At 49.6% G+C, this 26145-nt stretch carries 21 protein-coding genes; 7 read left to right on the forward strand and 14 right to left on the reverse strand.

Going from position 1 to position 26145, the window contains the following annotated elements; genetic code table 11:
- Position 1: 1 nt before the first annotated feature.
- The 8 genes from trpS to F569_RS0113860 all read right to left on the reverse strand — a co-directional run bounded on the left by trpS (position 2) and on the right by F569_RS0113860 (position 13413).
- Positions 2-1030: a tryptophan--tRNA ligase gene (gene trpS / locus F569_RS0113825; RefSeq protein WP_026942685.1), complete on the reverse strand. Its 1029-nt coding sequence runs from the start codon at positions 1028-1030 to the stop codon at positions 2-4.
- Positions 1031-1036: 6 nt separating this feature from the next.
- A complete protein-coding gene (murJ, locus tag F569_RS0113830) occupies positions 1037-2605 on the reverse strand; it encodes a murein biosynthesis integral membrane protein MurJ (RefSeq protein WP_026942686.1) in 1569 nt (522 codons plus the stop codon).
- Between the two features lies 1 nt (position 2606).
- Entirely contained in the window at positions 2607-5411 is a 2805-nt protein-coding gene (locus tag F569_RS0113835; protein WP_051279909.1) for a [protein-PII] uridylyltransferase, read from the reverse strand.
- Positions 5412-8099 carry a DNA mismatch repair protein MutS gene (gene mutS / locus F569_RS0113840; protein ID WP_026942688.1) on the reverse strand — a complete coding sequence of 896 codons (2688 nt, stop codon included), beginning with the start codon at positions 8097-8099 and terminating at the stop codon, positions 5412-5414. It lies immediately after the preceding gene.
- A 56-nt stretch (positions 8100-8155) separates the two neighbouring features.
- Positions 8156-9646: an AmpG family muropeptide MFS transporter gene (locus tag F569_RS0113845; RefSeq protein ID WP_026942689.1), complete on the reverse strand. Its 1491-nt coding sequence runs from the start codon at positions 9644-9646 to the stop codon at positions 8156-8158.
- Between the two features lie 86 nt (positions 9647-9732).
- Entirely contained in the window at positions 9733-11025 is a 1293-nt protein-coding gene (locus F569_RS0113850; RefSeq protein WP_026942690.1) for a response regulator, read from the reverse strand.
- Positions 11026-11184: 159 nt separating this feature from the next.
- Entirely contained in the window at positions 11185-12732 is a 1548-nt protein-coding gene (locus tag F569_RS0113855; protein ID WP_026942691.1) for a YifB family Mg chelatase-like AAA ATPase, read from the reverse strand.
- A gap of 60 nt (positions 12733-12792) precedes the next feature.
- Positions 12793-13413 carry a hypothetical protein gene (locus tag F569_RS0113860; RefSeq protein WP_026942692.1) on the reverse strand — a complete coding sequence of 207 codons (621 nt, stop codon included), beginning with the start codon at positions 13411-13413 and terminating at the stop codon, positions 12793-12795.
- A gap of 143 nt (positions 13414-13556) precedes the next feature.
- On the opposite strand from F569_RS0113860, the gene F569_RS0113865 reads away from it, so the two are divergent.
- The gene (locus F569_RS0113865) at positions 13557-15422 is read left to right on the forward strand and encodes a DUF885 domain-containing protein (protein WP_034389040.1); all 1866 of its coding nucleotides are present in this window, start codon (positions 13557-13559) and stop codon (positions 15420-15422) included.
- An 85-nt stretch (positions 15423-15507) separates the two neighbouring features.
- Here F569_RS0113865 and F569_RS0113870 read toward each other — a convergent pair whose 3' ends face one another.
- The 4 genes from F569_RS0113870 to arsC form a co-directional block, all read right to left on the reverse strand.
- Positions 15508-16362 (reverse strand): hypothetical protein, encoded by an 855-nt coding sequence (locus F569_RS0113870; protein ID WP_026942694.1) that lies wholly within the window; start codon positions 16360-16362, stop codon positions 15508-15510.
- 185 nt (positions 16363-16547) lie between these two features.
- On the reverse strand, positions 16548-17951 hold the full coding sequence (locus tag F569_RS19130) for a hypothetical protein (RefSeq protein ID WP_051279910.1): 1404 nt from the start codon (positions 17949-17951) through the stop codon (positions 16548-16550).
- 112 nt (positions 17952-18063) lie between these two features.
- Positions 18064-19443 carry a hypothetical protein gene (locus F569_RS0113880; protein ID WP_026942695.1) on the reverse strand — a complete coding sequence of 460 codons (1380 nt, stop codon included), beginning with the start codon at positions 19441-19443 and terminating at the stop codon, positions 18064-18066.
- 109 nt (positions 19444-19552) lie between these two features.
- A complete protein-coding gene (gene arsC / locus F569_RS0113885; protein WP_026942696.1) occupies positions 19553-19900 on the reverse strand; it encodes an arsenate reductase (glutaredoxin) in 348 nt (115 codons plus the stop codon).
- Positions 19901-19947: 47 nt separating this feature from the next.
- Between arsC and F569_RS0113890 the strand changes: the two genes are divergently transcribed.
- The 6 genes from F569_RS0113890 to F569_RS0113915 are packed head-to-tail and all read left to right on the forward strand — an operon-like array spanning position 19948 to position 24580.
- Positions 19948-20763, forward strand: coding sequence for a bifunctional hydroxymethylpyrimidine kinase/phosphomethylpyrimidine kinase (locus F569_RS0113890; RefSeq protein WP_026942697.1), 816 nt, complete (start codon positions 19948-19950; stop codon positions 20761-20763).
- Positions 20760-21896: a serine hydrolase domain-containing protein gene (locus F569_RS0113895; protein ID WP_051279911.1), complete on the forward strand. Its 1137-nt coding sequence runs from the start codon at positions 20760-20762 to the stop codon at positions 21894-21896. Before F569_RS0113890 ends, F569_RS0113895 begins: the two co-directional genes overlap by 4 nt.
- 9 nt (positions 21897-21905) lie before the next feature.
- The gene (locus tag F569_RS18240; RefSeq protein WP_084169038.1) at positions 21906-22367 is read left to right on the forward strand and encodes a PaaI family thioesterase; all 462 of its coding nucleotides are present in this window, start codon (positions 21906-21908) and stop codon (positions 22365-22367) included.
- Positions 22361-22774: a PaaI family thioesterase gene (locus tag F569_RS0113905; protein WP_026942699.1), complete on the forward strand. Its 414-nt coding sequence runs from the start codon at positions 22361-22363 to the stop codon at positions 22772-22774. The genes F569_RS18240 and F569_RS0113905 overlap by 7 nt, the downstream gene beginning before the upstream one ends.
- A complete protein-coding gene (locus F569_RS0113910; RefSeq protein WP_034389044.1) occupies positions 22774-24135 on the forward strand; it encodes an MATE family efflux transporter in 1362 nt (453 codons plus the stop codon). Before F569_RS0113905 ends, F569_RS0113910 begins: the two co-directional genes overlap by 1 nt.
- A complete protein-coding gene (locus F569_RS0113915; protein WP_026942701.1) occupies positions 24125-24580 on the forward strand; it encodes a GNAT family N-acetyltransferase in 456 nt (151 codons plus the stop codon). Before F569_RS0113910 ends, F569_RS0113915 begins: the two co-directional genes overlap by 11 nt.
- Before the next feature lie 4 nt (positions 24581-24584).
- On the opposite strand, the gene F569_RS0113920 is transcribed toward F569_RS0113915, so the two are convergent.
- Together F569_RS0113920 and F569_RS0113925 are read right to left on the reverse strand one after the other, a co-directional pair.
- Positions 24585-25643, reverse strand: coding sequence for a quinone-dependent dihydroorotate dehydrogenase (locus tag F569_RS0113920; protein WP_026942702.1), 1059 nt, complete (start codon positions 25641-25643; stop codon positions 24585-24587).
- Between the two features lie 13 nt (positions 25644-25656).
- Complete coding sequence (locus F569_RS0113925; RefSeq protein ID WP_026942703.1) at positions 25657-26010, reverse strand: DUF952 domain-containing protein; 354 nt, start codon at positions 26008-26010, stop codon at positions 25657-25659.
- Positions 26011-26145 lie beyond the last annotated feature (135 nt).

Genomic DNA, 26145 nt, shown 5'->3' on the forward strand with positions numbered 1-26145 from the left:
CTTAAGCTCCACAAAATCCGATAATTTTACGCACATCACTGACAATAGGATCAGCTATTTCAGCCGCTTTATCCGCAGCTTTAGCCAAAATACGGTTCAGCTCTTCAGGGTCTGACAAGTAACGGTTCATAAGGTCCGTAATTGGGCTCATTTTCTCAACAGTAAGGTCCGCTAAAGCTGGCTTAAAGACACCAAAGCCTTGACCAGAATACTGCGTCAAAACTTGCTCATCCGTCATGCCGGACAAAGCCGCATAAATACTCACAAGATTCGCGACCTCTGGGCGCTCTTCAAGCTCTTTGAGACTTTCAGGAATAACACCCGCATCCGTTTTGGCCTTGCGAATTTTCTTTGCAATTTTATCCGCATCATCGGTCAGGTTAATTCGTGAATTATCTGACGGATCAGATTTTGACATCTTTGCTGTGCCGTCACGTAGAGACATGACTCGCGCGCCCGGGCCTTTAATCATGGGTTCAGGAGATGGGAAAAAATGGGGCACATTAAAGTCATGATTAAACTTGGCTGCAATATCACGCGAGAGCTCTAGATGTTGTTTCTGATCTTCTCCCACGGGAACATGGGTCGCTTTAAAGGCCAGAATATCGGCCGCTTGCAGGACAGGGTAATCATAAAGGCCAACCGACATTTTCTCGGAATTTTTACCGGCTTTATCTTTGAACTGCGTCATGCGATTTAACCATCCCACTCGCGCGACACAATTAAAATACCACGCCAGCTCCGTATGGGCACGCACAGCCGATTGGTTATACACTATGGCCTTTGACGGATCGACACCTGAGGCCAGATAGGCCGCAGCGATATGACGTGTTTGCTCGGGCAGTAACTTTGGGTCCTGCCAAACTGTGATCGCATGTAGATCTACAATACAATAAAGACATTCATTGTCTTCTTGCAGGTCAACGAATTTTTTAATCGCGCCGAGATAATTTCCCAGATGCATGTCGCCAGAAGGCTGAATACCTGAAAAAACCCGCTTGGGACCTTCATATTTTGTTTGGTCTGACACTATTACCTAGCTCCGTTTTAGGGCATCGCGAATATCACTCATGTTAAAGGCCCGCAAGAGGGCGGCGGCTGCGGCATAGATGACAAAGCCCGCGCCGCAAGCTATGCCTAGAACGAGGAAATCTTTTCCAAAATGACCTGTCAGATATTTCGTCATGACTGGCACTATCGCGGCTAACGTTGCCGCCATGACACCACTTGCCAAAGCAATGCGCGGCACACGGGAGTGAAGCCTAGCATCAGGCACAAATCTTTTATCTCGTAATAACAGCCACCCCAAACAGATAACATTGACCCAAGCCGCAACAGAAGTCGCAAGGGCGAGGCCATAAAACCCGATTGAGAAGAAAAGATAAACTCCCAGAGTCACATTGATAAAAGCGGAAACAGCCGCAAATATCATTGGCGTTTTTGTGTCTTCGCGGGCGAAAAAAGCAGGGGTAAGAATTTTAAGCAGCACAAAGGCGGGTAAGCCATAAGCAAACATACGCAGCGCCAAAGCAACTTGCGCGGTTGTCTGCGCTGTAAAGGCGCCCCGTTCAAATAAGCCGCTGATTAAAAACTGAGGAATAACAGCTAACGCAAAAGCGGCTGGCAGGGTGAGGAAAGCGGCTATCTCTATCGCACGGTTCAATGTGGTTTTTGCTCCGGTCTGATCGCCGGCTCTTAAGCGACGAGATAATGCTGGGAGTAAAGCCACGCCCATAGCAATTCCAATCATACCTAAAGGCAATTGATAAAGCCTGTCTGCATAAGTCAGCCAAGATGCCGCGCCCTTTTGCATGGTCGCAATTGAATGGCTTACGAGCAGATTGATTTGCGTAATACCCGCCGAGAGCAATCCTGGAACGCCAAGAACGACGAGACGTTTCACCCCGGGAGTCAAACGCGGGCGTTTAAACCCTACCTTCACACCCGCTTTGCGGCATCCCCATATCACAAGGCCCATTTGCACGATGCCTGACAAGGTAATAGCGAGCGCCAGAAAATATCCGATAAGCTTTTGGCTCCACTCAGCCAGTCCGGCGGCAAAGAGCGCTGAAATCATAAAGATATTTAAGACGATCGGAACCGCCGCCGCTAAAGCAAAATGATTGCGCGTATTTAAAACGCCCGAAAACAAAGCCGTCATCGACATAAAAATTAGATATGGCATTGTGATCTGCGCATAGACGACCGCAAGGTAATAAGGGCTGATCCCCGTCTGGGTATCTACGGCCCTATCCAAACCATAGCCGATAATTGAAAGCGACCACGGCATGGTTAGCTCAAATAAAATAACAATCCCGGCCACCAAAACAAAAAGCGCGGCCATAGCTTCTTTGGCAAATTCATCCGCCGCCGCCTCACCCTCTTCTTCAATACGGCGGGCGTAAAGCGGCACAAAGGCGGCATTGAAAGCGCCTTCGGCAAACATACGGCGAAAGACATTAGGCAGCTTAAAGGCGGTGAAGAAAGCGTCAGAGACCAAACCTGCCCCTAAAAACCTTGCGATTAAAACATCACGCACAAGCCCTAATATCCGGCTCAATAAAGTCAATGAGCCGATAATTGCCGTTGATTTTAAAAGTCTCATTTTAAGCTGCTTTTTTCTCTGAACGTCTTTTATCTAACACGTTGAGAAGAACTTTACGCAAGGCTTTGCGGCGCTTTTCAGGCAAATTTCCGTCGCTTCCGCGGCATCTCACATAAAATGTATCAATAGCTTCTATGCCGACCACTTCGATATGAGCCGAAAGGACATCCAAATTCTCATCTCGCAAAGTCTCTGCGAGATTATAGAGAAGACCGGGACGGTCGCGTCCTGACATCTCTATTATAATTGTGTCCCCCGAGGCAGAGTCGAGATATTTTATTCTCGCCTTTATCGGAATTGCCCCCGCACGGCGGGATTTAATCGGCGTAGGAATTTTCAATCCTTCGACGTCACCTTCAACAGCTTTCCGGGCGCGACGACGCAGGGTCTCAAGAGCGTGATCGCTTTGACGGCCAAAGGCATGACCATCAGGATTTTGTAAATAGAATACATTCATCACCCGGCGATTATGACCCGTATGCAGACGCGCCCCGATAATGGAAGCTCCGGATGCCGAAATTGCGCGCGTAATATCCGCAAATAGCTGCGCGCGGTCGCGTGTCATGACCCAAAGTTCTGTGATGTCCCGTGTTCTATCGCGGCGCGTTTGAACCGCCGTGTCATGACCCGCCGCCAGACTCTGGTCAAAGAAACGCGCATGTCGCACAAGGTCGGCCATATCAAAATTCAGCCAATAATTTGTGTCCAGATCAGCCGTAATCTGTGTGATGCGTTCCGCCATTTCGGGAGACAGCTTTTCGCGCAATTGTTCTTGGGCGGCTTTGGCCCGCGACATGGGGGCAAGCTCTGCATGGCCGTCCAAATAGGCCGATGTGGATTGATAAAGGTTACGTAGTAAAACACCTTTCCAGTCATTCCATATACCTGGCCCCACGGCGCGAATATCAACCGTAGTCAAGACCGTCAGCATATCCAAACGATCCTGAGAGCCGACCAATTCAGCAAATTCTTTTATGGTTTCCGGATCAGATATATCGCGGCGTTGCGCCGTTTCGCTCATGTCCAAATGCCGGCGAATAAGCCAAGCCACTGTGTCAGTCACATTTTGGTTTACACCTAAGCGGCGGCACGCCCGGCGGCCTAGTTGCGCCCCTTCAATACATTGGTCACCCTGCCCCTTCCCCGTATCATGAAGAAGACAAGCCAAATAAAGGATGAGCTTTTGTTCAGTTGTAAACCCCTTCACAATCCCAGTGGAAATTGGATGTTCTTTTTCCATGTCTCCGCTGAGAATATTATGAAAATTATCCACAAGCCTTAATGTATGCTCATCAACCGTATAGGCATGGTGCATATTAAATTGTGTGCGCGCAACGATGCCGCCAAACTCAATGAGATACCGCCCCAAGACGCCGGCCTCATTCATGGCTTTCAATGTCGCATAAGGGGCCCGGGCCCCAAGCAGTATTTTTTGGAAAATGGCCGAGTTCTCTGCGCTCCGCCGAAAATCATTATCCATGAGATTGCGGCGGAAATCTATGGCGCTAAACGCATTAGGATGAATATCGAGATTTCGCCGTCCCGCTGTTTCAAAAAGCTGTAAGATCATAGACGGTTTTTCTTTAATCTTTAGCGGGTCGGAAAACATAAGACGCCCATGATCCAAGAAAAAATCCGTATTCTTAATATTTCGCCGGGAATTAGGAAGAAAGACATCCAATCCTTTGGGAAGTAAAATAGCTTTTTCAGCTTCCAATTTAGCACAAGCGATACGGGTCAGCGCCCCAACCTCTTTAGCATTAGTGAAATATTCCCGCATGAATTTTTCAACAGCGACTTCTATCGCGCCTGAGGCATATCCCATTTTCCGCGCCAAAACAGTTTGTTTGTCAAAACTGAGGCTTTCTGTGGGACGGGACGAGACATAATGGAGCCAGATACGCGTCCGCCAAAGGAAGTCCGCCGCACGGACAAATCGTGTGGCCGCAGCTTTATCAAAAAGCCCCATTTCCACATAACTTTGCGGCTGTTGTGCATCATTAATTTTTCCATCCTTATCCAGAAAACGAGCAATCCAATAAAGCGCATGCAGATCCCGAAGGCCACCTTTACCCTCTTTCACATTGGGTTCAATGACGTATCGGGAGTTCCCCTCACGTTCATGCCGGGCATCCCGTTCCGCCAATTTTGCTGCAATATAGGCTCGCCCTTTTCCCTTTGTGATATCTTTGCGGAACCTCGTATAAAGATCATTTGCAAGAGATTTATCACCGCACAAATAACGCAGGTCGAGCAATGACGTCAGGATTGTCTGATCCTCTTTTGCCAGCTTAATCGATTGTTCAGAAGTTCTGACAGAATGACCAACTTTCAAGCCAAGGTCCCAGAGCATATAAAGCATATATTCCGTAACCTGCTCGACAAAGGGTGAGCCTTTTTTATCCGCGGTTAAAAAGAGCAAATCCACATCTGACTGAGGCGCCATTTCGCCGCGTCCATATCCGCCTACAGCACATAAGGATATGCGTTCAGATTTTGTCGGATTTGAAGAGCGAACAATATGGGTAGTTGTGAAGTCAAAAAGGCCAACAATAATATCATCATGAATGGAGGCGATCAGCCGCGCCGTTTCAAGACCGCCCAGCCGCCCGGCCTCAAAATGATCTTGAGCCGATTGTTTCGCGGCCTCTAAGGTTGATTTTAGGATGTCCAGAATAGCGGGCCGAATATCTTTGGCACTTTCAGCCGCGTTCGTTAATTTCGCCTTTAATGACTGACCATCAATTTTACTGTCCGGTGATTGCCGGCGGGCTGGTATCTCTATAACTTTGGATCTACGGGCCATCTAGGTCAGCTTTGCTTTTAGATCGTAAATAAGGTCAAGCGCCGCACGCGGGGAAAGCTCATCGGCATTAAGCGCTTTAATCGCTAATTCCACCTCTGAAGGCTTGGCTTTACTAGGCGCAGAAGCCGCTGTGAATAAAGGCAAGGCGCCCAAGCTGTCTTTCTGGCCATCATGGTCGGCTTCTAATTTATTAAGCACCTCACGCGCTCGCGCCACAGCGGCGGGAGGTAGTCCCGCAAGCTTGGCAACTTGAACGCCATAAGATTTATCGGCAGCGCCAGGCCGCACATCATGCAAGAAGACTAAATCCCCGTCCCATTCTTTTGCCCGTAGACTGGCGTTACTTGCCCCATCAAGGTTTTCGATCAAATCCGTAAGCTCATGATAATGCGTTGCGAAAAGCGCGCGTGATTTATTGACCGCATGTAGATGCTCAGCCGCGGCCCAGGCAATTGACAAACCGTCAAAGGTTGCTGTGCCGCGTCCGATCTCATCCAGAATGACAAATGTGCGCTCTGTCGCTTGGTTCAATATGGCCGCGGTTTCGATCATTTCTATCATAAAGGTTGAACGGCCTTGGGACAGATCATCAGACGCTCCGACCCGCGAGAAGAGACTATCAGCCGCGCCTATGTGCGCAGACTCCGCAGGTACAAAACTACCCGCTTGAGCCAAAATAAACATCAGCGCATTTTGGCGAAGATAGGTTGATTTACCCGCCATGTTCGGGCCAGTGATTAAGGTCAAACGCGGCGCGGATTTAAGGCTCGCATCCAAGCTACAATCATTTGCCGTAAATCCGGCATCGCCCGCTTTTTTAAGCGCCGCTTCCACAACAGGATGACGTCCGCCTTTAATATCAAAGGCCAGACTATCATCGACAAGAGGCCTTACGGCTTGATACTGCGCAGCCCATTCCCCTAGCCCCGTTTGCACATCTAATTGGGCCAAAGCGCTCGCCGCCGCGCGAATGGCTTCTGAAAAAGCGCTCGCACGGACAGCAAATTCGGCAAATATCTCTAGCTCCAGAGCGAGCGCCTTATCACCCGCCCCCGAAATTTTAGCGTCCAACTCCGCAAGCTCAGTGGTGGTAAACCTAACGCAGCTACCCAATGTTTGGCGGTGAATGAATTGGCTTTCAGCCCCCTGACTTAAAACAGTATCAGCATGTTTAGGCGTCACTTCGACAAAATAACCGAGCACATTATTATGTTTTATTTTCAGTGTCGGAACATCAGCGGCTTTCGAATATTCGGCTTGGAGGCCTGCCACTATGCGGCGGCTATCATCACGTAGCTTTTTTAGTTCGTCCAAATCTGCTCGCCAGCCCGCCGCAATAAAATTACCATCACGCGCCATCATTGGGACGTCCGGCAGAAAGGCTTTGGAAATATCAGATGCAAAGCTTGCAAGATCACCTTTATCCGAAAGGCTGAGCTGCTTTAAAGCTAGGCTCACATTGCGCGGGATATCCAAATCAGGAGAACGGGCAAAAACAGCACAAAGCTGTTCCCCTTGTTTTAATCCACGGCCCAATGTTGATAGATCTCTTGGTCCGCCGCGTCCTAGCGCAATGCGGCTTATGGCCCGGGCCATATCACCAATTTCTTTAAGGTGCCGCCTTAATTGTGAGCGCAGTTCAGTCTCGGTTTCAAAAAAGCTGACAGCCTCAAGCCGTCGGTTTATCTCAATTACGTCAACAAGAGGACGGGCCAGACGGTCTGAAAGTAGCCTTGCGCCAGGACCTGTTACAGTTTTATCGATCACAGAGAGCAGCGATCCCGCCTTTTTACCTTTTTGCGTGCGGTCAATTTCGAGGCTCATCCGCGTTGCAGGGTCAATCGCCATGAAACCACTTGCCACGCGGCGCTGCGGCGGGGAGAGCTGAACAGGGTTACCCGCTTGGGTGAGCTCCAGATAATCAAGCAGTGCGCCCGCTGCAGAAATCTCGGCTTTTGAAAAATGGCCAAACCCGTCCAGGCTTTTGACATCAAAACGGTCTTTCAAACGGCGCTCACCGGAACGCACATCAAATTTAGTTGATGGCTGCGGCGTCAAAGCGGTGCCTGATAAGGGCAATCCCGCCATAAACTCCGGCAATTGATAGAGGCTTTCAGGCAAGACAATCTCGCGCGGAGATAGGGCTGACACCTCACTGGCGAGACGAGTCTCGGGGACATCGCAAACATGAAATAGTCCATCAGAGATATCAGCCCAAGCGAGCGCATAATCTCCGGCCAGTGTTTTGGATATCGCAAGAATAAGGTTTCGGCCTCTGGCATCCAGCAATGTATCCTCAGTCAGAGTTCCGGGCGTAACGACTCGGACAATGGCGCGGTTGACGACAGATTTGTAACCCCGCTTTTTCGCTTCGGCAGGGCTTTCTGTTTGCTCGCACACCGCGACGCGAAACCCTTTTTTGATCAACCGTTGTAAATAAGTTTCTGAGGAATGGACGGGAACGCCGCACATCGCGATATCCTCGCCCTTATGTTTGCCGCGTTTGGTGAGCGCAATATCAAGCGCCTCAGCCGCCTTTACGGCATCCTCAAAGAACAGCTCATAGAAATCGCCCATGCGGTAAAACAACAAGACATCAGGCCCAGCTTCGGCCTTAATTCCCAAAAACTGCGCCATCATCGGCGTCACCTTATGGGCCTTTTTATCGGTATTAACAGGGGCGTTCATCAGGGACGCAAATTGGCGAAAAAGGTAGCGAGTCGCAAGCTTTAACTACTTTAATCCTATATGGTTTTAGTTTTTCCTCTTTCGAGCAATTTTATCTTCCAACTGACAATCACTGCCAAAAGGGGCGGAATACCAAAAAGAGCCGTGACGATAAAGAAGTTTTGATAATCAATCATGTCAGCTAAAACACCGGAAAACCCTGCAATGGATTTCCCTGAAAACGCAACGATTGAAGAAAATAATGCGTATTGGGTTGCTGTAAACGCCTTGTTCACCAGTAGCGACATAAACGCGATGATTGCGGTGCCCGCAAACCCTGCCGCCAAATTATCCGCACCAATGGTTACAAATAAATATTGAGCCAAAGGCGCCTCGACTTGAGCGAGCCAAGCAAAAGCCATATTTGTAATAATCGTCAATATTGCGCCTACGATAAGTGTCTTGGGAAGACCAAATTTAAGTGCAGACCATCCGCCCGCGAAAGAGCCAACTAATAGCATGGTCACTCCAAAAGCGCCTTTGACGAGTCCTATCGTGCCCTTACTATATCCTAAATCAATATAAAGCGGCATAGCCATAACGCCCATTGTATAATCACTAAATCGATAGGTCATAACGATAAGGAGGAGCAGCAATGAAAGCCATCCAAAGCGGCGGACAATATCTGCAAAATCACCGACAATAGGAATATCATAAATGGCATGCCCCTGTAACGTCTCGCGGCCCAAGGTTAGTAGCCCGAGGGCAAATAAATAGGGGAGAGATAAAATAAATAAAATAATATAGAACAGCTCACCGACACCCCCATATTTTTTAAACCCCACAACAAGAGCGATAATGGGCACGATAAACATAAATCGCGACCACTTTATTTCCGAGACCGGCTTGGGTTTTGCCTCAACAGGACGGCTTGCCCAAAATGGCGTGATGGCGCCCAAAAAGGCAATAAAGGCAACAGTCCAATAAGCAATTGGCCATGAACTTAATTCAGCCACCCAAAGAACACCTGAAATCGCGATGATCATCCCGAAGCGATAGCCTAGCTGATAAACGGCCGCCATCATGGCTTGTTCTTTATCGTCAGATGCATCAATGCGCCATGCATCAACACAAATATCAAGTGTAGCTGAGAAAAAACCAATCATGACAGCGCAGATGGCAACATTACGCAGGTTTTCTGCAGGGTCTTGGAAACCCATCGCAATCATTGCACCTGTGACCCCTATAATAGCCAGAAATGTCCAAGCCAAGCGATTGCCGATTTTATTCGCTAGCACCGGAATTTTTATGCGGTCTGTAAGTGGCGCCCAAAGAAACTTCAGGGAATAAGCAAAACTTGCCCAAATAAAGAAACCAATTGTGGCGCGATCTACACCGACCTCACGAAGCCATGCCGAAAGCGTTGTGTAGACCAACATGATAGGCAGACCCGCGCTAAACCCCAAGGCCAGCATCGCTGCCATTTTGCGGCTCGCAAAAATTTCTGAAATCAAAAAAGCATCATCCAGTTTTTGGATAAGTGTCTTTTCTGTTTTGATATCGCTCATATGAAAACACCGTGCGCTGATTTGGGGCCCTGTGTAAATATATAGGGCAAATCTTTCAGTGCTTTTTCATGGCAAAAGCAAGGTCTTTATGCGGCGTCGCGCTGAGCCTTATTTTTTGTCCAGGTCCGTACCATCTCAGAGAGTTCTTCCGCCGAGACTGGCTTAGTCATGAAGTCATTCATGCCACTATCAAAACAGGCATTACGATCATCATCAAAAGCATTTGCCGTGAGCGCAATAATGGGCAGACCCTTGGACACATTACCCATAGCACGTATTTTACGCGTGGCTTCGAGGCCGTCCATATTCGGCATTCTCATATCCATAAAGATCAAATCATATGAAGATGACTTCATAGCCTCTACAGCTAACGCCCCGTCTTCGACAGTTTCAACAGTATGGCCTTCCGCTTCTAAAAGCGTGCGAGTCAATAAAGCGTTGATGGCATTATCTTCTGCAAGTAAAATTCTTATCGGCCCATCGCCTGAAACTTGATTTTCTACGGACGGTTCAACAGTTTCAACCTGTGGAGCTTCTTCTTCGACTTCTGCTCCGACGGCTTTCGCTATAACCGCATCCCGCCAATTATTTCCTAGAACAGCATTTTCATTTTCTAGCGGTAAAGCGCGGCGTTCATACTCGCGCTCTTGAGGCTCAGCCGCTTGTACGGCGGGCGGCGCTTCATGTGTTAAGGCGGGTTCAGGCTCTGATGCGGGCGGCTCTTGATCGTCAGCCGGCTGCACGCCTGTTAGGTTATCATAAGAGGACGATTCAAATGCCGGATCTGTTGCCACATCTGCAATGATAGACTCTGCGGCTTGATGACTTTCGGAAACATAAGACTCAACATTTGCCGTCTCAGCAGCCTGCTCTTGGGACGGTTGTTGTTGATAACTCGGTGGCGCGGCGAGCGGAGCCGCAGGAGCTACTTCTGTATTTTGAGCAAAGGCCGGAAGCGGAGCGTCTCCCGCCTGACTTTGCGTCGTGGGCATGAAGCTGTTCTCATGGCTCTCGGCCGGCGCAGTATGAGTTTCAGCTGGTTGCTGCATGGTCCCAGGATCCGGGTCAGGCGTTTGGGTAAGATAGGTCACGTTTCTCGCCATGGCAAAGGCATTGCCGTCAGCCATTGTATATTCCATCCAATCAAAGACTTGTTCTCCATCATCTGAAGGCAAACGCGTCTCAAACCGATAAGGTAAACCTGGAGGCTGCGGAGCGGGCCAACCTGTAACGGCATTTCCGCGCCAATCATCAACTTGTCCGCCATACATTTGAAGGAAAGCCGCATTGACAAAAAGCACGCGACCCATAGGGTCACGCTTGAGCGCGGGATCTGGCCATGGCCATATCTGTGCCGCAAAAATGTCGTCAGGTGACATGCATATCCCCTCAAATCCCGCAATCGGGTGAATCTTAACCTTGTTTGTGAACACTTAATCTAAAAAATGTCTTACCAAAACGGCAAAAATCTGAGTTTATTAGATTTATTTTTTAAAAACTTCGCGCTTAAGCTTTATCTGTTAAGCCTAATATAAGGGCTAATATTGACGTTGCCGGGGTGAAGCGTGCAGCTTTTTATGTTGCGCGATTCCCTTACGTGCACGGCGATGGGATAAACTTTCCGCAATATGTAATCTGTGTATGCTATCGGATCCGGCTAAATCAGCCAGTGTTCGCGCTACTTTCAGAACGCGGTGATACCCCCGCGCTGTTAAGCCCAAAGTTTCAGCGGCCTGTATTAACAGTTTTTGGCCGTCCTTATCGGGCGCGGCAACATGATCAAGCATATCTTGCGAGAGCTCGGCATTCGTGCGTCCGCCATTGCGCTCTAGCTGCAAAGCCCTGGCACGCGCGACTCTTGCAGCAACGTCTGCTGTGCCTTCTTTGCTAGGCGGTAGCGCAAGATCAGCGGGCGTTACCGCCGGGACATCAATTTGGATATCCAGCCTGTCCATAAATGGTCCTGAAACACGAGCTTGATAATCCGCAGCGCAGCGCTCACCACGGCGGCAGGCTATTCCATCTGCTCCTCCGCTTCCGCAGCGGCAAGGATTCATGGCGGCAATAAGCTGGAAACGCGCCGGATAGGTGACATGAGCATTAACACGGGCAACGGCAATTTCCCCGGTCTCTAGGGGTTGGCGCAGGCTATCCAGCACTTGCGGCGTAAATTCGGGCAGTTCATCTAGGAATAACACGCCGCGATGCGCCAGTGACGCTTCGCCGGGTTTGGCCTTCGTGCCTCCGCCCACCATAGCCGCCATTGAAGCCGAATGATGGGGCGCTCGAAAGGGGCGCACGCGCGAGAGTTGTCCGCGCTCAAGCAGCCCTGCAACAGAATGAACCATAGATACGTCAAGCAATTCTTTAGCCGTCAGCGGAGGTAGTAATCCCGCCATTCGTGCCGCGAGCATGGATTTACCCGACCCCGGCGGCCCGACCATTAGCAGATTATGTCCTCCGGCCGCAGCTACCTCCAAGGCCCGTTTAGCCGTTTCCTGTCCCCGAACATCCCGCAAATCGATTGAACTCTTATCCTCAATCATCTGGCCAGGTTCAGGACGCGCTAATATTTGACTGCCTTTAAAGTGGTTCATCAACTGAATAAGGTTTTGCGGTGCAAGCAAGGGTAAATCCCCTGCCCAAGCGGCCTCAGCGCCATTAGGCTGCGGACAGATCAGGCCCAACCCTTCTGAATTTGCCAAGACTGCGGCCGGTAAAGCTCCTGGAACCGCAGAGATTGTGCCGTCCAATGATAATTCCCCGATCGCCGCAAAGCTCTCAATTGCATCAACGGGAATAACGCCGATCGCAGCCATAAGCCCAAGCGCAATGGGCAGATCATAATGCGCTCCTTCTTTGGGTAAATCCGCAGGGGCAAGATTGATAATGATACGCTTTCCCGGCAAAGCAATCCCCAGTGAAGCAAAAGCAGCCCGAACCCGCTCGCGCGATTCGGCTACGGCTTTATCGGCAAGTCCCACTATGTTGAAAATATTCTTACCAGATGACGTGACCTGGACCTGCACATCAACACGGCGCGCTTCTGCGCCTTCAAATGCAACCGTGTAAATACGCGCAACCATAATACCCTCCAAGATAAATTTATCTATCACGAAGAATTAGAACAAATCAAGAACTTAAATTTAGTCGTTCAGACCGATACATCTCACAGCTCTGAAAGACTCGCTGCTGCGCGGGAAAATGAGCGGGCTTTTTGATGGCCTTAGAGGATCGCGCATATGGTATCCCCTTGCATCATGTTTTACGATCATAGCCCAATGGGAACGCCCGTTTTTAAGATAGAACTGCACAAGCGGATATTGTCCGTCCAACATACAGCTATCAATGATCTCTTCTGAAACTTTATCATGGTATATAGCTTGAGCGCGGCCTTCGGTAACTTTGCGAATACCGTCCCATATAAGCCATCCCCGCGGCGTGAAACTTTGCGTCGATGTAAGCCTTGCATTTAAATCTGACGGATCTGTTGCAAATCCGAGATTTGCGAGCGCCATAGCCGCCGCAGTCACAAGGCAGCCATCACTGGCCATTGAATCAGATGTATTTCCAAGGCGTTGTTGACCCCAACGGGGATCTTTTTGCAAAAAGGCCGCTCTGTCCGGCAATGCAAGACTACCTTTGGGAATAGGCGTCATTTGCGGAAGGCTTGAAGCCGCTCTCTCTGCGCCGGGCGGCAGGGGTGTTGAACCGCAAGCAGACACCCCAATAATTAGAAATACAGTAATGGCCGCCCGTAAAAACATGACTTCGCCCTAACCTATAAGTCCTAAGAGAGCGTTGCGCCTTTTGTGAACTCTTCGTAACGCTTAGAGGCCTTTGCGAATTAAGCTTGTTGTTATCGCTTTCGAGGACTAAAGCACACAGCATTGCGTATTTAGGTGAAAAAATGACAATGATCTCCCGCTTAGCCATTTTGGCAATTTCCACAGCTTTGCCGATATCGGCCATGGCACAAGTCACCAGTAACGCCTCAACACCCCCGGCAAGTCAGCCTGCAGAATTTTGCAAAGGCGGAACTGTCATTATTGTCGATGGTCTCAGAGAATGTCGCATTAATGACAGTCTTGAGACACTAATCGCTGACTTTGAAAAAATGGAAATCACCGGTAACCCCATAGCCGCAGGGCAAGAGGGAGACCGTGAGGCCTTGCGCAAACTTCCCGATGTCAGTCCCGAAGCTGCCGAAAATTACAAACGCATCACGACAGAGTTTATTAAGCGCCATGCCGCTCTCTCAGTTCGGCCAATGTCACAGGAAAAACGCCTTAATTACGACTTGCTTGGCTTTGTTTTGGAACAGCGTCAACGCCTGATACCCTTTGATCAAGCGCGTATTCCTTTCACGAATGATAGCGGATTTTTCAACCAAATGAGCTATATATCGCGGCAGACAACCTTTGCTAAAATAGATGATTATGAAGCCTATGCGGCACGGCTTACAGAAATCCCGCGCTATTTCGGACAACACAAAGCCAATCTACGGCGCGGCATTCAAACCAATATGACAGCCGCCGCAGACATAATGCCCGGCATTATTAAGATGGTTCAAAATCTGGGAGAGGGTAATACCAAGGAGCACAGCTTCTTCAAGCCTTTCACCGTTTATCCCGATACAATCCCGGAGGAGGAACAAGCCCGCCTGACCTCATTGGGAGAAGCTGCTATTATGAACGCGGTCATGCCCGCCTATCGTGATCTTGCGGAGTTTTTGGAAGAAGAATATTTACCCAAAGCTCGCTCTGTCGTGGGAATTGGAACGACCGAAGAAGGACGGGAATATTACCGCGCTCTTGTGCGTTACTTTACGACGCTCGATATGAGCCCCGATGAGGTCCATGAAATCGGACTAAAAGAAGTCGCCCGCATCCGCGCTGAAATGGACACCATTATCGAAGACCTTGACTTTAAAGGTAGCTTTGCGGAGTTCCTGAATTTCTTGCGAACGGACCCGCAATTTTACGCGACCTCAGAAGACCAGCTCTTAAAAGAGGCCGCATGGATGGCCAAACAACTCGACGGGAAAATGCCGGAATTTTTCGAAACTCTGCCGCGCTTATCTTATGGCGTTATCCCCGTTCCAGCAGAAATCGCGCCCAATTATACGACCGGGCGCTATTGGGGCGGTAATCCTGAACAGCATCGTGCAGGAAACTATGTTGTCAATACTTATGACCTGAAACAGCGTCCGCTATACAATCTCCCGGCCCTGACAGCTCATGAAGGCGTTCCCGGTCACCATCATCAAATAGCCTTAGGACAGGAGCTTGAAGATGTTCCGCCCTTCCGCCAGAGCCTTTACCCAAATGCTTTCGGGGAAGGTTGGGGCCTCTATTCAGAAAAGCTCGCCAAGGAAATGGGGCTTTACAAAACGCCTTATGAGAATTTTGGCCGCCTTACTTATGAGATGTGGCGGGCTTGCCGCCTTGTTGTAGATACAGGCATGCATTGGAAAGGCTGGACACGTGAACAGGCTGAAAATTGTTTTTTTGAAAACTCTGCGCTCGCCCCGCATAATATTAAAACCGAAGTGGACCGCTATATTAGTTGGCCCGGCCAAGCGCTCGCCTATAAAATCGGGGAGCTGAAAATATTAGAACTGCGTAAGCGCGCCGAAACTCAATTAGGTGAGGCGTTTGATATCCGTAAATTCCACGATGCCATTTTACTGGATGGCGGCATGCCACTTGACGTGTTGGAACGTAAAATCGACCGCTGGATATTTGCAGAAAAATCTCGCCCAGAAGAAGATTAAACCAAAACAACAGAACCCCGGCAGCTTCCTGCCGGGGTTGTGCCCCATTGCGAAGACTATGCCTTCGCAATTACCCTTAGGCTAACTAGAAGCGGTATCTGCCGCGAAGCATGACAGGAATAGAATAACGGGCACCGCCATTATTGGCCCCGGACAGGGCTGTACCCGGACGAATAGCAGACTTATCTGTTTTCGGAACGCCCGTGTAACGCAGACCAGTTTCAAGGCCGATAGTTGTGTATTTAGCCACAGGCGTTTCAAATCCGATCATACCTGCCGCTGTTGGAACCCAGCCGCCTTCATAAAAGGGAAGGTCGGCAACATTATTGACTGTTGTGCCGGCTGACGTGGTCACATTATTCAATGTGATATCATCCAAATGTGCCGCACCAAGTTTTCCTTCGACATAAGGACGAACAGATTTCAGGATAAGACCTTTACGCGGAGCAAAATACTGACGAAGGCCAATTTCAGCACCATATGTTTGGTAGTCAGACAATCCGCCTTGGAGTGATGCGCCGTTAAGCGTGCCCCAATCAGCAACATCACCGCCATTTGCATGTTCTACGAAGGCGTTACCCGTGATCTTACGGTTTGGATTTAAAGCATAAGATCCACCGAGTTCTGCGCGGTAACCGGTATCAAAGATATCACTATTGTCGAGGTTACGCACTGAAGTACGCGGCGCCGCATTCATTTTATCGCCTGTGACAGCTGTGCCGCCTACGGCAAATGATGGCCCGATGGCGCCTTCGAGGTTCCAACGGCTCAAACATTGGCCACTGTGACATGCTTTGGGCGCAGCTTTGTCAGCTTGATAGCCATAATTGCCTGTCTGTGCATTGTAACCATAATCTTTGTAGTCTTTATTTCCGCCCAAGCCTAAAAAAGAACACCCTGAAAGTGCGATAGCTGCCGCACCTGCTAAAAAAATACGCATAAATCCATTCCCTGTTGTTACGAATTGGCACAATTGCCTTGAACTTCAGATTTGAAACGAAACGTTGCAAAGAAAAGGCCAATTCATATTTATGGGAGGGCTCTCTAAGGAAGAGTCTTAAAGAAAATGCAAAAAGCCCAGGTGATTGACCCAGGCTTTTGTATTCATGGTTAGTATCGGGTTAATTAAAAGGCGACACGTCCACGGAGTGAGACCGGGATAGACCAACGGTCTTCGGACTTGGTATTTGTATCCAGATTATCGCGCCAGCGAATACCTGTCTCAACGCCTAGAGCTGCGCGTGGCCCGACGGCCATTTCCGCACCGATAACACCTGACGCTGTTGGACGCCAACCTGCATCAATGAATTCTTGCGTATTCGCAGCCGCTGTAAGCGAGCCACCAGATGATGTTTGCGTCACATCTACGCTGTTATTATGTGTAAAGCCGCCTGTTGCGCCGACATAAGGACGGAACACTTGATTGTGACCCATATATTGACGCAAGCCGCCCTCCAGTCTCCACTCTTCGAGATCTGAATATTCCGCGGTCACTGTTTCAACAGGACCGCTGGATGTGAAGTTACCTGCAGAGTCATATGTGCCTGGCTCGAATGTCCCGTTTTCAAGGGTTTGGCCATTACGCTTGGAGTAACCTAGGCCGCCAATCAATGTTGTATTACGAGACACATCATAAGCGAGGTTTCCGCCTAGGCTGACGCCTTTTTTGAAGGCATCATCGTAGCTAATGGAGTCCAGCTCGCCAATGCGGGCTGTTGAACTTGCAAAGTCAGCGCCGTTCGGGCTTTCCTCTTTGCCGCCAAAGACATCGCCGCCAATATCAAATTCTGTACCGACACCTGTTTCGATCGCGAAAGGTAAAGCGGCGCCGACACCGCGTAATTGCGGAACGCCGTAATATGCCGGATAAGGCTGCGGAACATAATAAGGTGCGCCTTGAATTGTTTGTACGCCTGCGCCTTGGACATATTGACCATTAGCATATTGCGTCCCGACTACGTTTTGTCCGTAAACCGCTGAGCCATAAGCTGCATTTGAGCCTAAAGTTGTAACGCCGCCGCCAGCGCCATAAGCTCCTTGGAAACCCTGGAGTGTATACCCATTATACCCCGTACCAACGCCATTTGCTGCGAGGCCAGCGCCTACACCGCCCATACCAGCAGCACCGCCATACGCGCCTGATCCGTAACCTGTAGCTCCGAAGCCTGCAGCTCCGTAACCGGCACCTGCGCCATACCCATTTCCGGCGGCGACATATCCCGCACTCGAACCGTAGCCCGCGCCTGTACCATACCCTGCAGCGCCATATCCTGCGCTTGAGCCGTAACCAGCTGCACCAAATCCTGCGCCTTGTCCGGCACCGTAGCCTGCGCCATATCCATTCCCGGCGACACCATATCCGCCGCCAACACCACATGCACCAGCGCTTCCGCCGCCAGCGTAATATCCTGTTCCTGTAGGAGCACAGTTAACACCATACGCTCCGCCTGCAGATCCGTGTCCGCCCATACCTAGCCAGGAACATCCTGACAACAAAACCGCTGATAAAGCGCAAACTGCAAGCCGCATATCGGCCTCCCTTTTCTTCGTTAAAAGACTAACTGTCTCAATTTAAAACACTGTATGCTTAAAATTTCGTTTCTAAATCGGAAACAAAACCTTAAGTTTTCCAGATATTTAGTTAAAAGTTGTAACTTCCTCTGATCGTCATCGGAATTGCTATATTGTTATCGCCTTTTTCACCGTTGCTATATTTGCGGGCGCCTTCTACGCGGACGCCGGTTTCAAATGCGAGAGCCGTTTTGGGAGTTACTTGCCACTCCATGCCGGCATTTAACTGACCGGATGGAACCCATTGGCTGTCATAAAGGTCAACACGTGTGTTGGGTCCAACGATTTCGTAATAGTCATTTTCGCCGTCCTCAAAGGCACGCTCGTAAAAACGCTGTGTTTGAGTCGAATCGTATGAAACCGCATTATAATGAGACGCACCAACCGCAGCCCCAACGAAAGGCGTTAGAGTTTTATAACCTTGGCTTTTGACAACCGGATTAAAATAATAGCGCCCTCCGGCTTCTAGATCGAGTCGCTTCATATCAGTAAAGTCGTAATTAAACCGCGCAATTTCCTCATTAGGAATGAAGGACGTTGATCGTTGCAAAGCGCCGGCGGTTACAAAATTTCCAGTCGCGGGATTAGCATTACCCATGGCATCCACGCCTGGGTCTTCTGGCTGATAATCTTGCGACTCCGTCAAACGGTAAAGTGTTGCGTCAATTGAGGCAACTTGCCCGCTCTTGCCCTCGGCTTGAGAATATCCCGCATTAGCAAAGAAGGTTGTTTTTGGATTTACAATATATTCAAATCCGCCCGCGATGCGGGTAGGTGTACTGTAAACGTCATCAAAGGAGATCTCAGGATTATTTGATCTTTCATAACCCAAAAAGCCTGCGCCCGGAGGCGTTAAGACGGCTGTTCCTGATAAATCCTGCTGGTTAGCCGTCCAAGTGACATCTGTAATGTTCCCGCTGGCCTCACTTCCGGTTGTTCTCATTTCGCGGTAGTCCTGAGGGTTATATCCAGCAACAGGATCAATGGTCGGGAGCTTCGTATAATCTAAAAGAGCACCCGAGATGCTTTTCTCTGCCCCTAAAGATAGAGCCCCACGAAAACGCGGCTTACGCTTTTTGCTTTTACGCGGTCCGTAATTTGCAGCTTGTTTGTGCGCAACGCCGGCATGAGAGCCATATCCTTGGTTAGCATATTGACTATTACCATGTGATGGAGCGCCGAAATTAGGCTGCTGTGGGAAACCGCCAGCCGTTCCAAGCGTCACTTGTGACGGATGACAACCCCGCGGAATTGGCGCTTTGGGAGAGAAAACCTGGCAAGGGTCACGCTGAGCTTGATATTGGTGCTGACCATGATGACCACCGCCATATTGATACTGAGAAGATTTGGCATGGTGGCCTTGGCCACCATTAAAGACATTGCCAGCGCCCCCAAGCCAAGAACAGCCTGATAATAATACCGCCGATAAAGTGCACACAGCTAAGCGCATCTCGTCCCTCCGATAAAGCCATCCTGCAAAACACAGGAAAACTATGGTTAACGAGAGGAATGACGCGGTTTGCTTAACAAGGTGTTTATATGTTGGTTTTTTTTAAGATTTAGAGGAATTTTTGCACATTTTCGGGGGGTCGGCCCAAAATTGCGGCATTTCCTTTAACCACAATGGGGCGCTCTATAAGTTTGGGGTGCTTCGCCATGGCTTTAATCAAGGCGGCTTGATCCGTCTCTGATTTAAGGCCGAGCTCTTTATATATAGCTTCTGTTCGTCTCATCAGCGCCCGAGCATCCGTTAGGTTCAATTTTTCGAGCAATTCTTTTATCTCGGCGGCGGAGAGAGGCTCATCGAGATATAATCTAACTTCAACAGGAGATCCTGCCTCTTCAATCATATTCAAGGTCTGGCGAGACTTTGAACAGCGTGGATTGTGATAAATTTTCAAAGACATAGGAAACTCCGATTGATTTGAGCGGTCTATATCGTCACATAACTCATATGAAAACCGCCTTGGTCATATCCTCACTAGTCGCCTCTAGCCAAGTCGGCGCGACGGCAAGTGCCTTTTGCTTGCGTAGGTTAGGCATAGAAACGGTCGTGATTCCCACAACAGTCTTAGGACGTCATCCTGGATGGGGGCCGCCGGGCGGAAGCGCCCTGCCCGCAGAACATTTGCGCGATATGTGGAGCGCTATAAAAGCCCAAAATATAAAATTTGATGCTGTGATGACAGGCTATTTCGCGGATGACGCGCATATAGAGATTGCGGCTGACATTATAAAAGATGTCAAGAGTATCAATTCCGATGCGATTATATTGGTAGATCCCGTGATGGGAGACAATGGCGCCTTATACATTCCTGCTAGCCGGGCTAAAGCTATTAAACAGCATTTATTTTCAATCGCGACCCTTATAACCCCGAATATCTGGGAGATGTCTTATATCACAGGCCATCCCGCAGGATCCGTAGAGGTCATATTGGATCATGCTGCTGATATTCCTGCGGCTTGCCTTGTGACCTCTGTCCCGCAAAAAGATAAAATCGGAGCCCTTTTTGTTGACGGCACAGCGCGTTACTTCGTCTATCATGATATTTTTCCTTCTGTTCCCCATGGCGGCGGGGACAGTCTTGCGGGGACCTTTCTAGCCCACATTCTCCTTGGAGACCTGAGGCGTGATGCGCTGGCTAAATCCGTGGCCAGTGTTTTTAGTATTTTATCCACCGCTGTCTCTGAAAACTGTTCAGAGCTCCCCCTTGTTAAAGAGCAAGACGCGCTGATTATTGCCAAACCTTTACCGATAAATATTTTATGACCTCTATACCTTTTGATATTTTCGTAGCCTCTGGCTTAGAGCCCGTTGCTGATGCCTTTAAAGCCAACTTCCAAGACGGCCTAGAATATGGCGCGCAATTTTGTGCCTACCGCAATGGCGAACTTATTCTGGATTTGAAAGGCGGTTGGACAGACCGTAAAAAAACACAAGCCGTGAGCGGCGACACGCTATTCTCGGTTTACTCCTCAGGCAAAGCTATGGCGGCTATGGTGATTGCCCATCTCGCCGATCAAGACCGATTAGGCTATAATCAGCTTGTGGCGACGATTTGGCCAGAATTCGCTGCAAACGGCAAAGGCGATCTCTCAGTCGCGCAGATCATGTCCCATCAAGCCGGGCTTTCAGGGATTACGCACCCTGATTGGACTAAAGAAGATTGGTATGATTGGGATAAAACCTGCGCTGTACTTGCCGCGCAAAAGCCAATTTTCTCGCCCGCTTCAGCCAGTGGCTATCACCCTGTGACTTATGGATTTTTAGCGGGCGAGATCGCACGCCGCACGGATAAGGACATGCGAAGTTTAGGGCGTATTCTGCGCGAAGATATTTGCAGCCCCCAAAATATTGATGTCTGGATTGGCCTGCCTGAATCCGAGCATGCTCGCTGTGCCTCGATGATAAAACCCAAAGCCATGGCAGATCTCGGAGAGATGAATGCGGCGACTAAAGCCGCCTTTATGAGCAAGAGCGCGGCACCGGGCGGGCGGCCTGAGAGCGACTGGCGGAAAGCTGAATTTGCCGGCAGTAATTGTCAAGCCACGGCCAAAGGATTGGCGCGTGTTATGCAGATGGCCGTGAACGGCAATATTGGACAAACCAAATATTTATCAGAGGATATTGTCTTGAGCTTACGCGAATCGCGTATTTTAGGGCCAAATTTGGTTCTTCCTTTTGACATTGATTTCGCAGCAGGCGTTATGCGTAATGCCCCTAATTATTTTTACGGACCGAATGCCGAAACAGTCGGTCATAGTGGTTGGGGCGGATCCTGCGTTTTTGCCGACCCCATAAGCGGGCTGCACGGCGCTTATGTCATGAACCGGCAAGACAATACGCTTTTGGGGGATAAGCGGCCAAGACGCCTCATAGACGCGCTTTATAATTGCCTTTAAGGACACGTCATGCCGAATAGTGATTTCATACAAAAACTTTGGGAATTGGGCCCCACCCTTGCCGAGCATACGCCTCATGGCAAAAAACTTGGTATTAAATTTGTGGCTGTTGATAAAGGCCGCGCAACAATGAGCTTACCATATAATCCAGAGCTTATTGGCGACCCTGATACAAGAGTTCTTCATGGCGGCGCGGTCACAACATTGCTAGACCAAGCTTGCGGCCTCGCGGCAATTGCAGGTTTTAGTGAGCCGAGCGCTTGCGCAACGCTCAACTTATCGATTGATTACATGCGGGCGGCCACACCGGGAGAAACTATCATTGCCCAAGCCCATTGTTATAAAGCGACCAAGCACGTCGCTTTTTTGCGCGCTGTCGCACATGATGGGGACGAAACAGACCCTATCGCGACAGCACAAGCAACATTCATGGCGACAGGCCTTCGCAATGTAGAAAGCATGTCATGGTAAGCCATGAAAACATCGAAAAGGCCATTGCCCGAATTCCATACGCCCAAACATTAGGTGTGAAGCACCTGTTTATAGGCGACGAACTCACGCTCATTATGCCGTATATAGAAAGCAATATTGGTAATCCTATGCTCCCCGCTCTGCATGGCGGCTCTATTAGCGGGCTAATGGAAATTGCGGCTATCGTTCAACTAATGAAAGAACAAGACGGCGGTAAGCTTCCCAAACCTATCGGTATAAATGTTGATTACTTGCGCAAGGGTAATCCCAAAGACACCTATGCCCGCGCTATCATTTTCAAGCAGGGCAGCCGTGTGGCCAACGTTCGTGTCCGAGCTTGGCAAGAGGATTATGAAAAACCCATAGCCGCTATGCATGGTCATTATTTAATGGCTAAAAAAGGCTGATGTCTTCCGCCGGCGGCGCTGCTGGGGGGCTGGTCCTCTCCCGTAAAAATATATTTTCTCAAAGCTGGCCAATTATGCTCGCAAATGCGGCGGCACCTATTGTCGGTCTTGTCGATACCTTTGTTATTGGACGTTTCGCGACGACAACAGCTCTGGCCGGAATAGGTCTAGGCGCTGTAATATATGCCATTGCCTATTGGGGCTTTGGCTTTCTGCGCATGAGCACGGCGGGCCTGGCCGCACAAAGTGACGGGGCGCAAAATGAAGGCGGTGTGCAGGCTCATTTAGCCCGCGCAGTTCCCCTAGGGTTTTTCATAGGCCTATTTATTTTCAGCGCACAGATTCCACTTTTGGCAGGGGCGTTTAAAGTCTTCACGGGCACGCCCGATGTCGAAAGCGCGGCGGCGACCTATATCGGTGCAAGGCTTTGGGGCCTGCCTGCAACACTGGCCTCTATCGCTTTAATGGGATGGTTTGTCGGAATTAGCCGTTCGGGCCTTGCCCTGAAAATGCAAATTGTTCTGAATTTTATCAATATTATTTTATCTCCGCTTTTTGTTATTCAGTTTGGATGGGGACTTTGGGGCGTGGGGATAGCCTCAGCTCTTGCTGAATGGGGCGGCTTAGCAGCAGGGCTTTATCTCGCCTTTTCTGCCATCAAGCAGCGGGGAGGCTTACAGCGCAAAGCTCTATCAAAATCCGCCCTGCTAGACCCGTCTGCCCTGCGAAAACTTGGTATTACAAACAGCAATATTTTTATCCGCACCCTGTGCTTGACCCTGGGCTTTAGTTTCTTTGGCAATGCCGCCGCCGCTGAGGGCGTCATCTTCTTGGCAGGATATCACATTCTCATGCAATTCATCACCATGGTTGCGCTGGTTCTGGATGCTTTTGCACATACCGCAGAAGCGGTAACAGGCGCGGCTTACGGGGCAAAGAATAGAGCGCGCTTTGACAAAGCCGTAAAATTAACAACGGAGTTCTCTGCCATATTTGCTGTTATGATCGGAGCGCTCATCTTCTTTGGAGGACCATTCTTCATATCCATGCTTTCCAAAGACCCCGATGTCATCGCCAGCGCGACACGATATCTACCCTATTGCGCCCTCGCGCCTATCGTTGGTTTCGCAGCTTGGCAGCTCGATGGAATTTTTATTGGCACGACACATACACGGGAAATGCGCAATGCGGGCATAGCGGCTGTGGCTATCTACATCGCCGCCCATCACTTATTCACACCAAAATTTGATAAAGATGGTATTTGGATTGCTTTCTTAACTTATTATATAGCAAGAGCTGTAACACTTTGTTTATACGTTCCGAAGATTCGAAAGCAGATGGACGACGAAAATGGATATTAAAGTTGATAATCTGACACATCCCGATGTGCGCGCGCTTGTCGTGACCCACCATAATGAAATGGTGGCGAATGATAACATAAATCTTTCCAACGCCCTGGATCTAGAAGGGCTTCAAAGTGAAGACGTAACATTCTTTTCCGTTTGGGAAGGTGAAACTTTGACAGGTTGCGGCGCCGTTCGGGAACTCGACGCGACTCATGGCGAAATCAAATCCATGCATACAGATCGCCGCTTTCGCCGCCGAGGCGTCAGCGCCGCTTTATTATATCACATAACAAAATATGCTGAGCAACGCGGCTATGAACGCTTGTCTCTTGAGACGCATCCCGGGCAATATTTCACACCCGCGATTAAGCTCTATGAACGCTTCGGGTTCGAAGAATGCGGCCCGTTCGGTAATTATGAAGACAGCGAATATTCCGTCTTCATGACGAAAGAGATTTAATCACTTAGCCCTGCCCAACGGCATCGCCAATAGATGCAAACCCATCCGCCTTCAAACGCGCTTTCAAATCCCGGTTTATCTCGGTCACTAATCCCGGCCCTTGAAAAATGAGCGCAGAATAGAGTTGAACCGCTTTAGCTCCAGCGCGGATTTTAGCATAGGCCTGCGCCCCATTACTGATCCCGCCGACGCCGATAAGATCGATTTTCCCTTCCGCTGCCCCGTAAAACTCTTTCAGTACTTCGGTGGATTTTTCGAAAAGCGGGGCGCCAGATAAACCGCCTGTTTCAGTTTTATGTAGGCTTGTAAGGCTTTCAGGACGGGCCAATGTTGTGTTCGAGACGATAATCGCATTCATACCGTATGTCCGCGCTTGCTCGACGATGCGCTCGATCTCGCCCATATCAACATCGGGGGCAACTTTCAGAAATATCGGATAGCTAGGTTTATCCCCTGTCAGCTCCGCCCGCGCTTCGGCAATGCGGCCCAAAAGCTCATCCATGGCACTTTCATTTTGGAGATCCCGCAGTCCCGGTGTGTTTGGCGAGCTAATATTAATCGTGAAATAATCAGATAAACCCCAGAGCGCCTTTAGACCTTTCACGTAATCTTCAACACGGTCAGCACTATCCTTATTTGCGCCCAAATTAGCGCCGACAATACCCGTTTTACCCTGCCTTGCGGTCAGGCGCGATTTAAAATCATCCAAGCCGCCATTATTAAAGCCCATACGATTTATCACAGCGGCGTCTTCCGTGAGGCGAAAGAGACGCGGTTTGGGGTTCCCCGTTTGAGGGCGCGGCGTGACTGTCCCGCATTCAACATATCCAAATCCTGCCGCGAGCATCGCATCCGGCACATGGCAATCCTTATCAAATCCTGCGGCCAGACCTACAGGGTTGGGTAAGGTGAGGCCACCCACATGGGTAATTAAGGCAGGTGAGGCCGTCTTAACAGCAACAGGCCCCAATCCGGCCCTTAGCGCTTTAATCGTTGTTTTATGCGCGGCTTCGGCGGGAAGCATGCGCATCCCGGCTGTTCCCATTTTGTAAAAAAGTGACATGAAAGGGCTGGCCTTATTCCGTTATTAAATCTGCTACCGCATATCGTCCGTTGGCATCTGGTGACAAGAGCCAGTGTTGCGCCACTGCGCTGAGCGGCAGCGTCCCGTAAATATGGGGGAACTCCGCGCCCCCTCGGGAGACTTCCCATTTCACATTATCGGATATATGCGCCAATTTTATAGCCGCCAATATGACAACATCACCCTGTGTATAATGTTTGTTCAGCGTGCCCTGTAATTGATCTGCGGTAGACATATGGATAAATCCGTCGCGTTGGTCATGAACGCTTCCATTAAAATGACCGTCCTGCTGAAGCTGGGCCCATTCGGACTGGCGCAGTACTTTATAAATTATGACGTCTTGCATCTTGTTCTCATCTTTTAACCTATTGCACAACAATAGAGCAGATTCGATTTTATCGCGCACATAAAATGACCTTTACCCCATGTTTTTACGAACAAGCCCTCTCCCGACTCGCGGAAAATTGGCCGTGCTCTCAAT

It is taken from the genome of Hellea balneolensis DSM 19091 (assembly GCF_000428525.1).
GTDB classification, from domain to species: domain Bacteria; phylum Pseudomonadota; class Alphaproteobacteria; order Caulobacterales; family Maricaulaceae; genus Hellea; species Hellea balneolensis.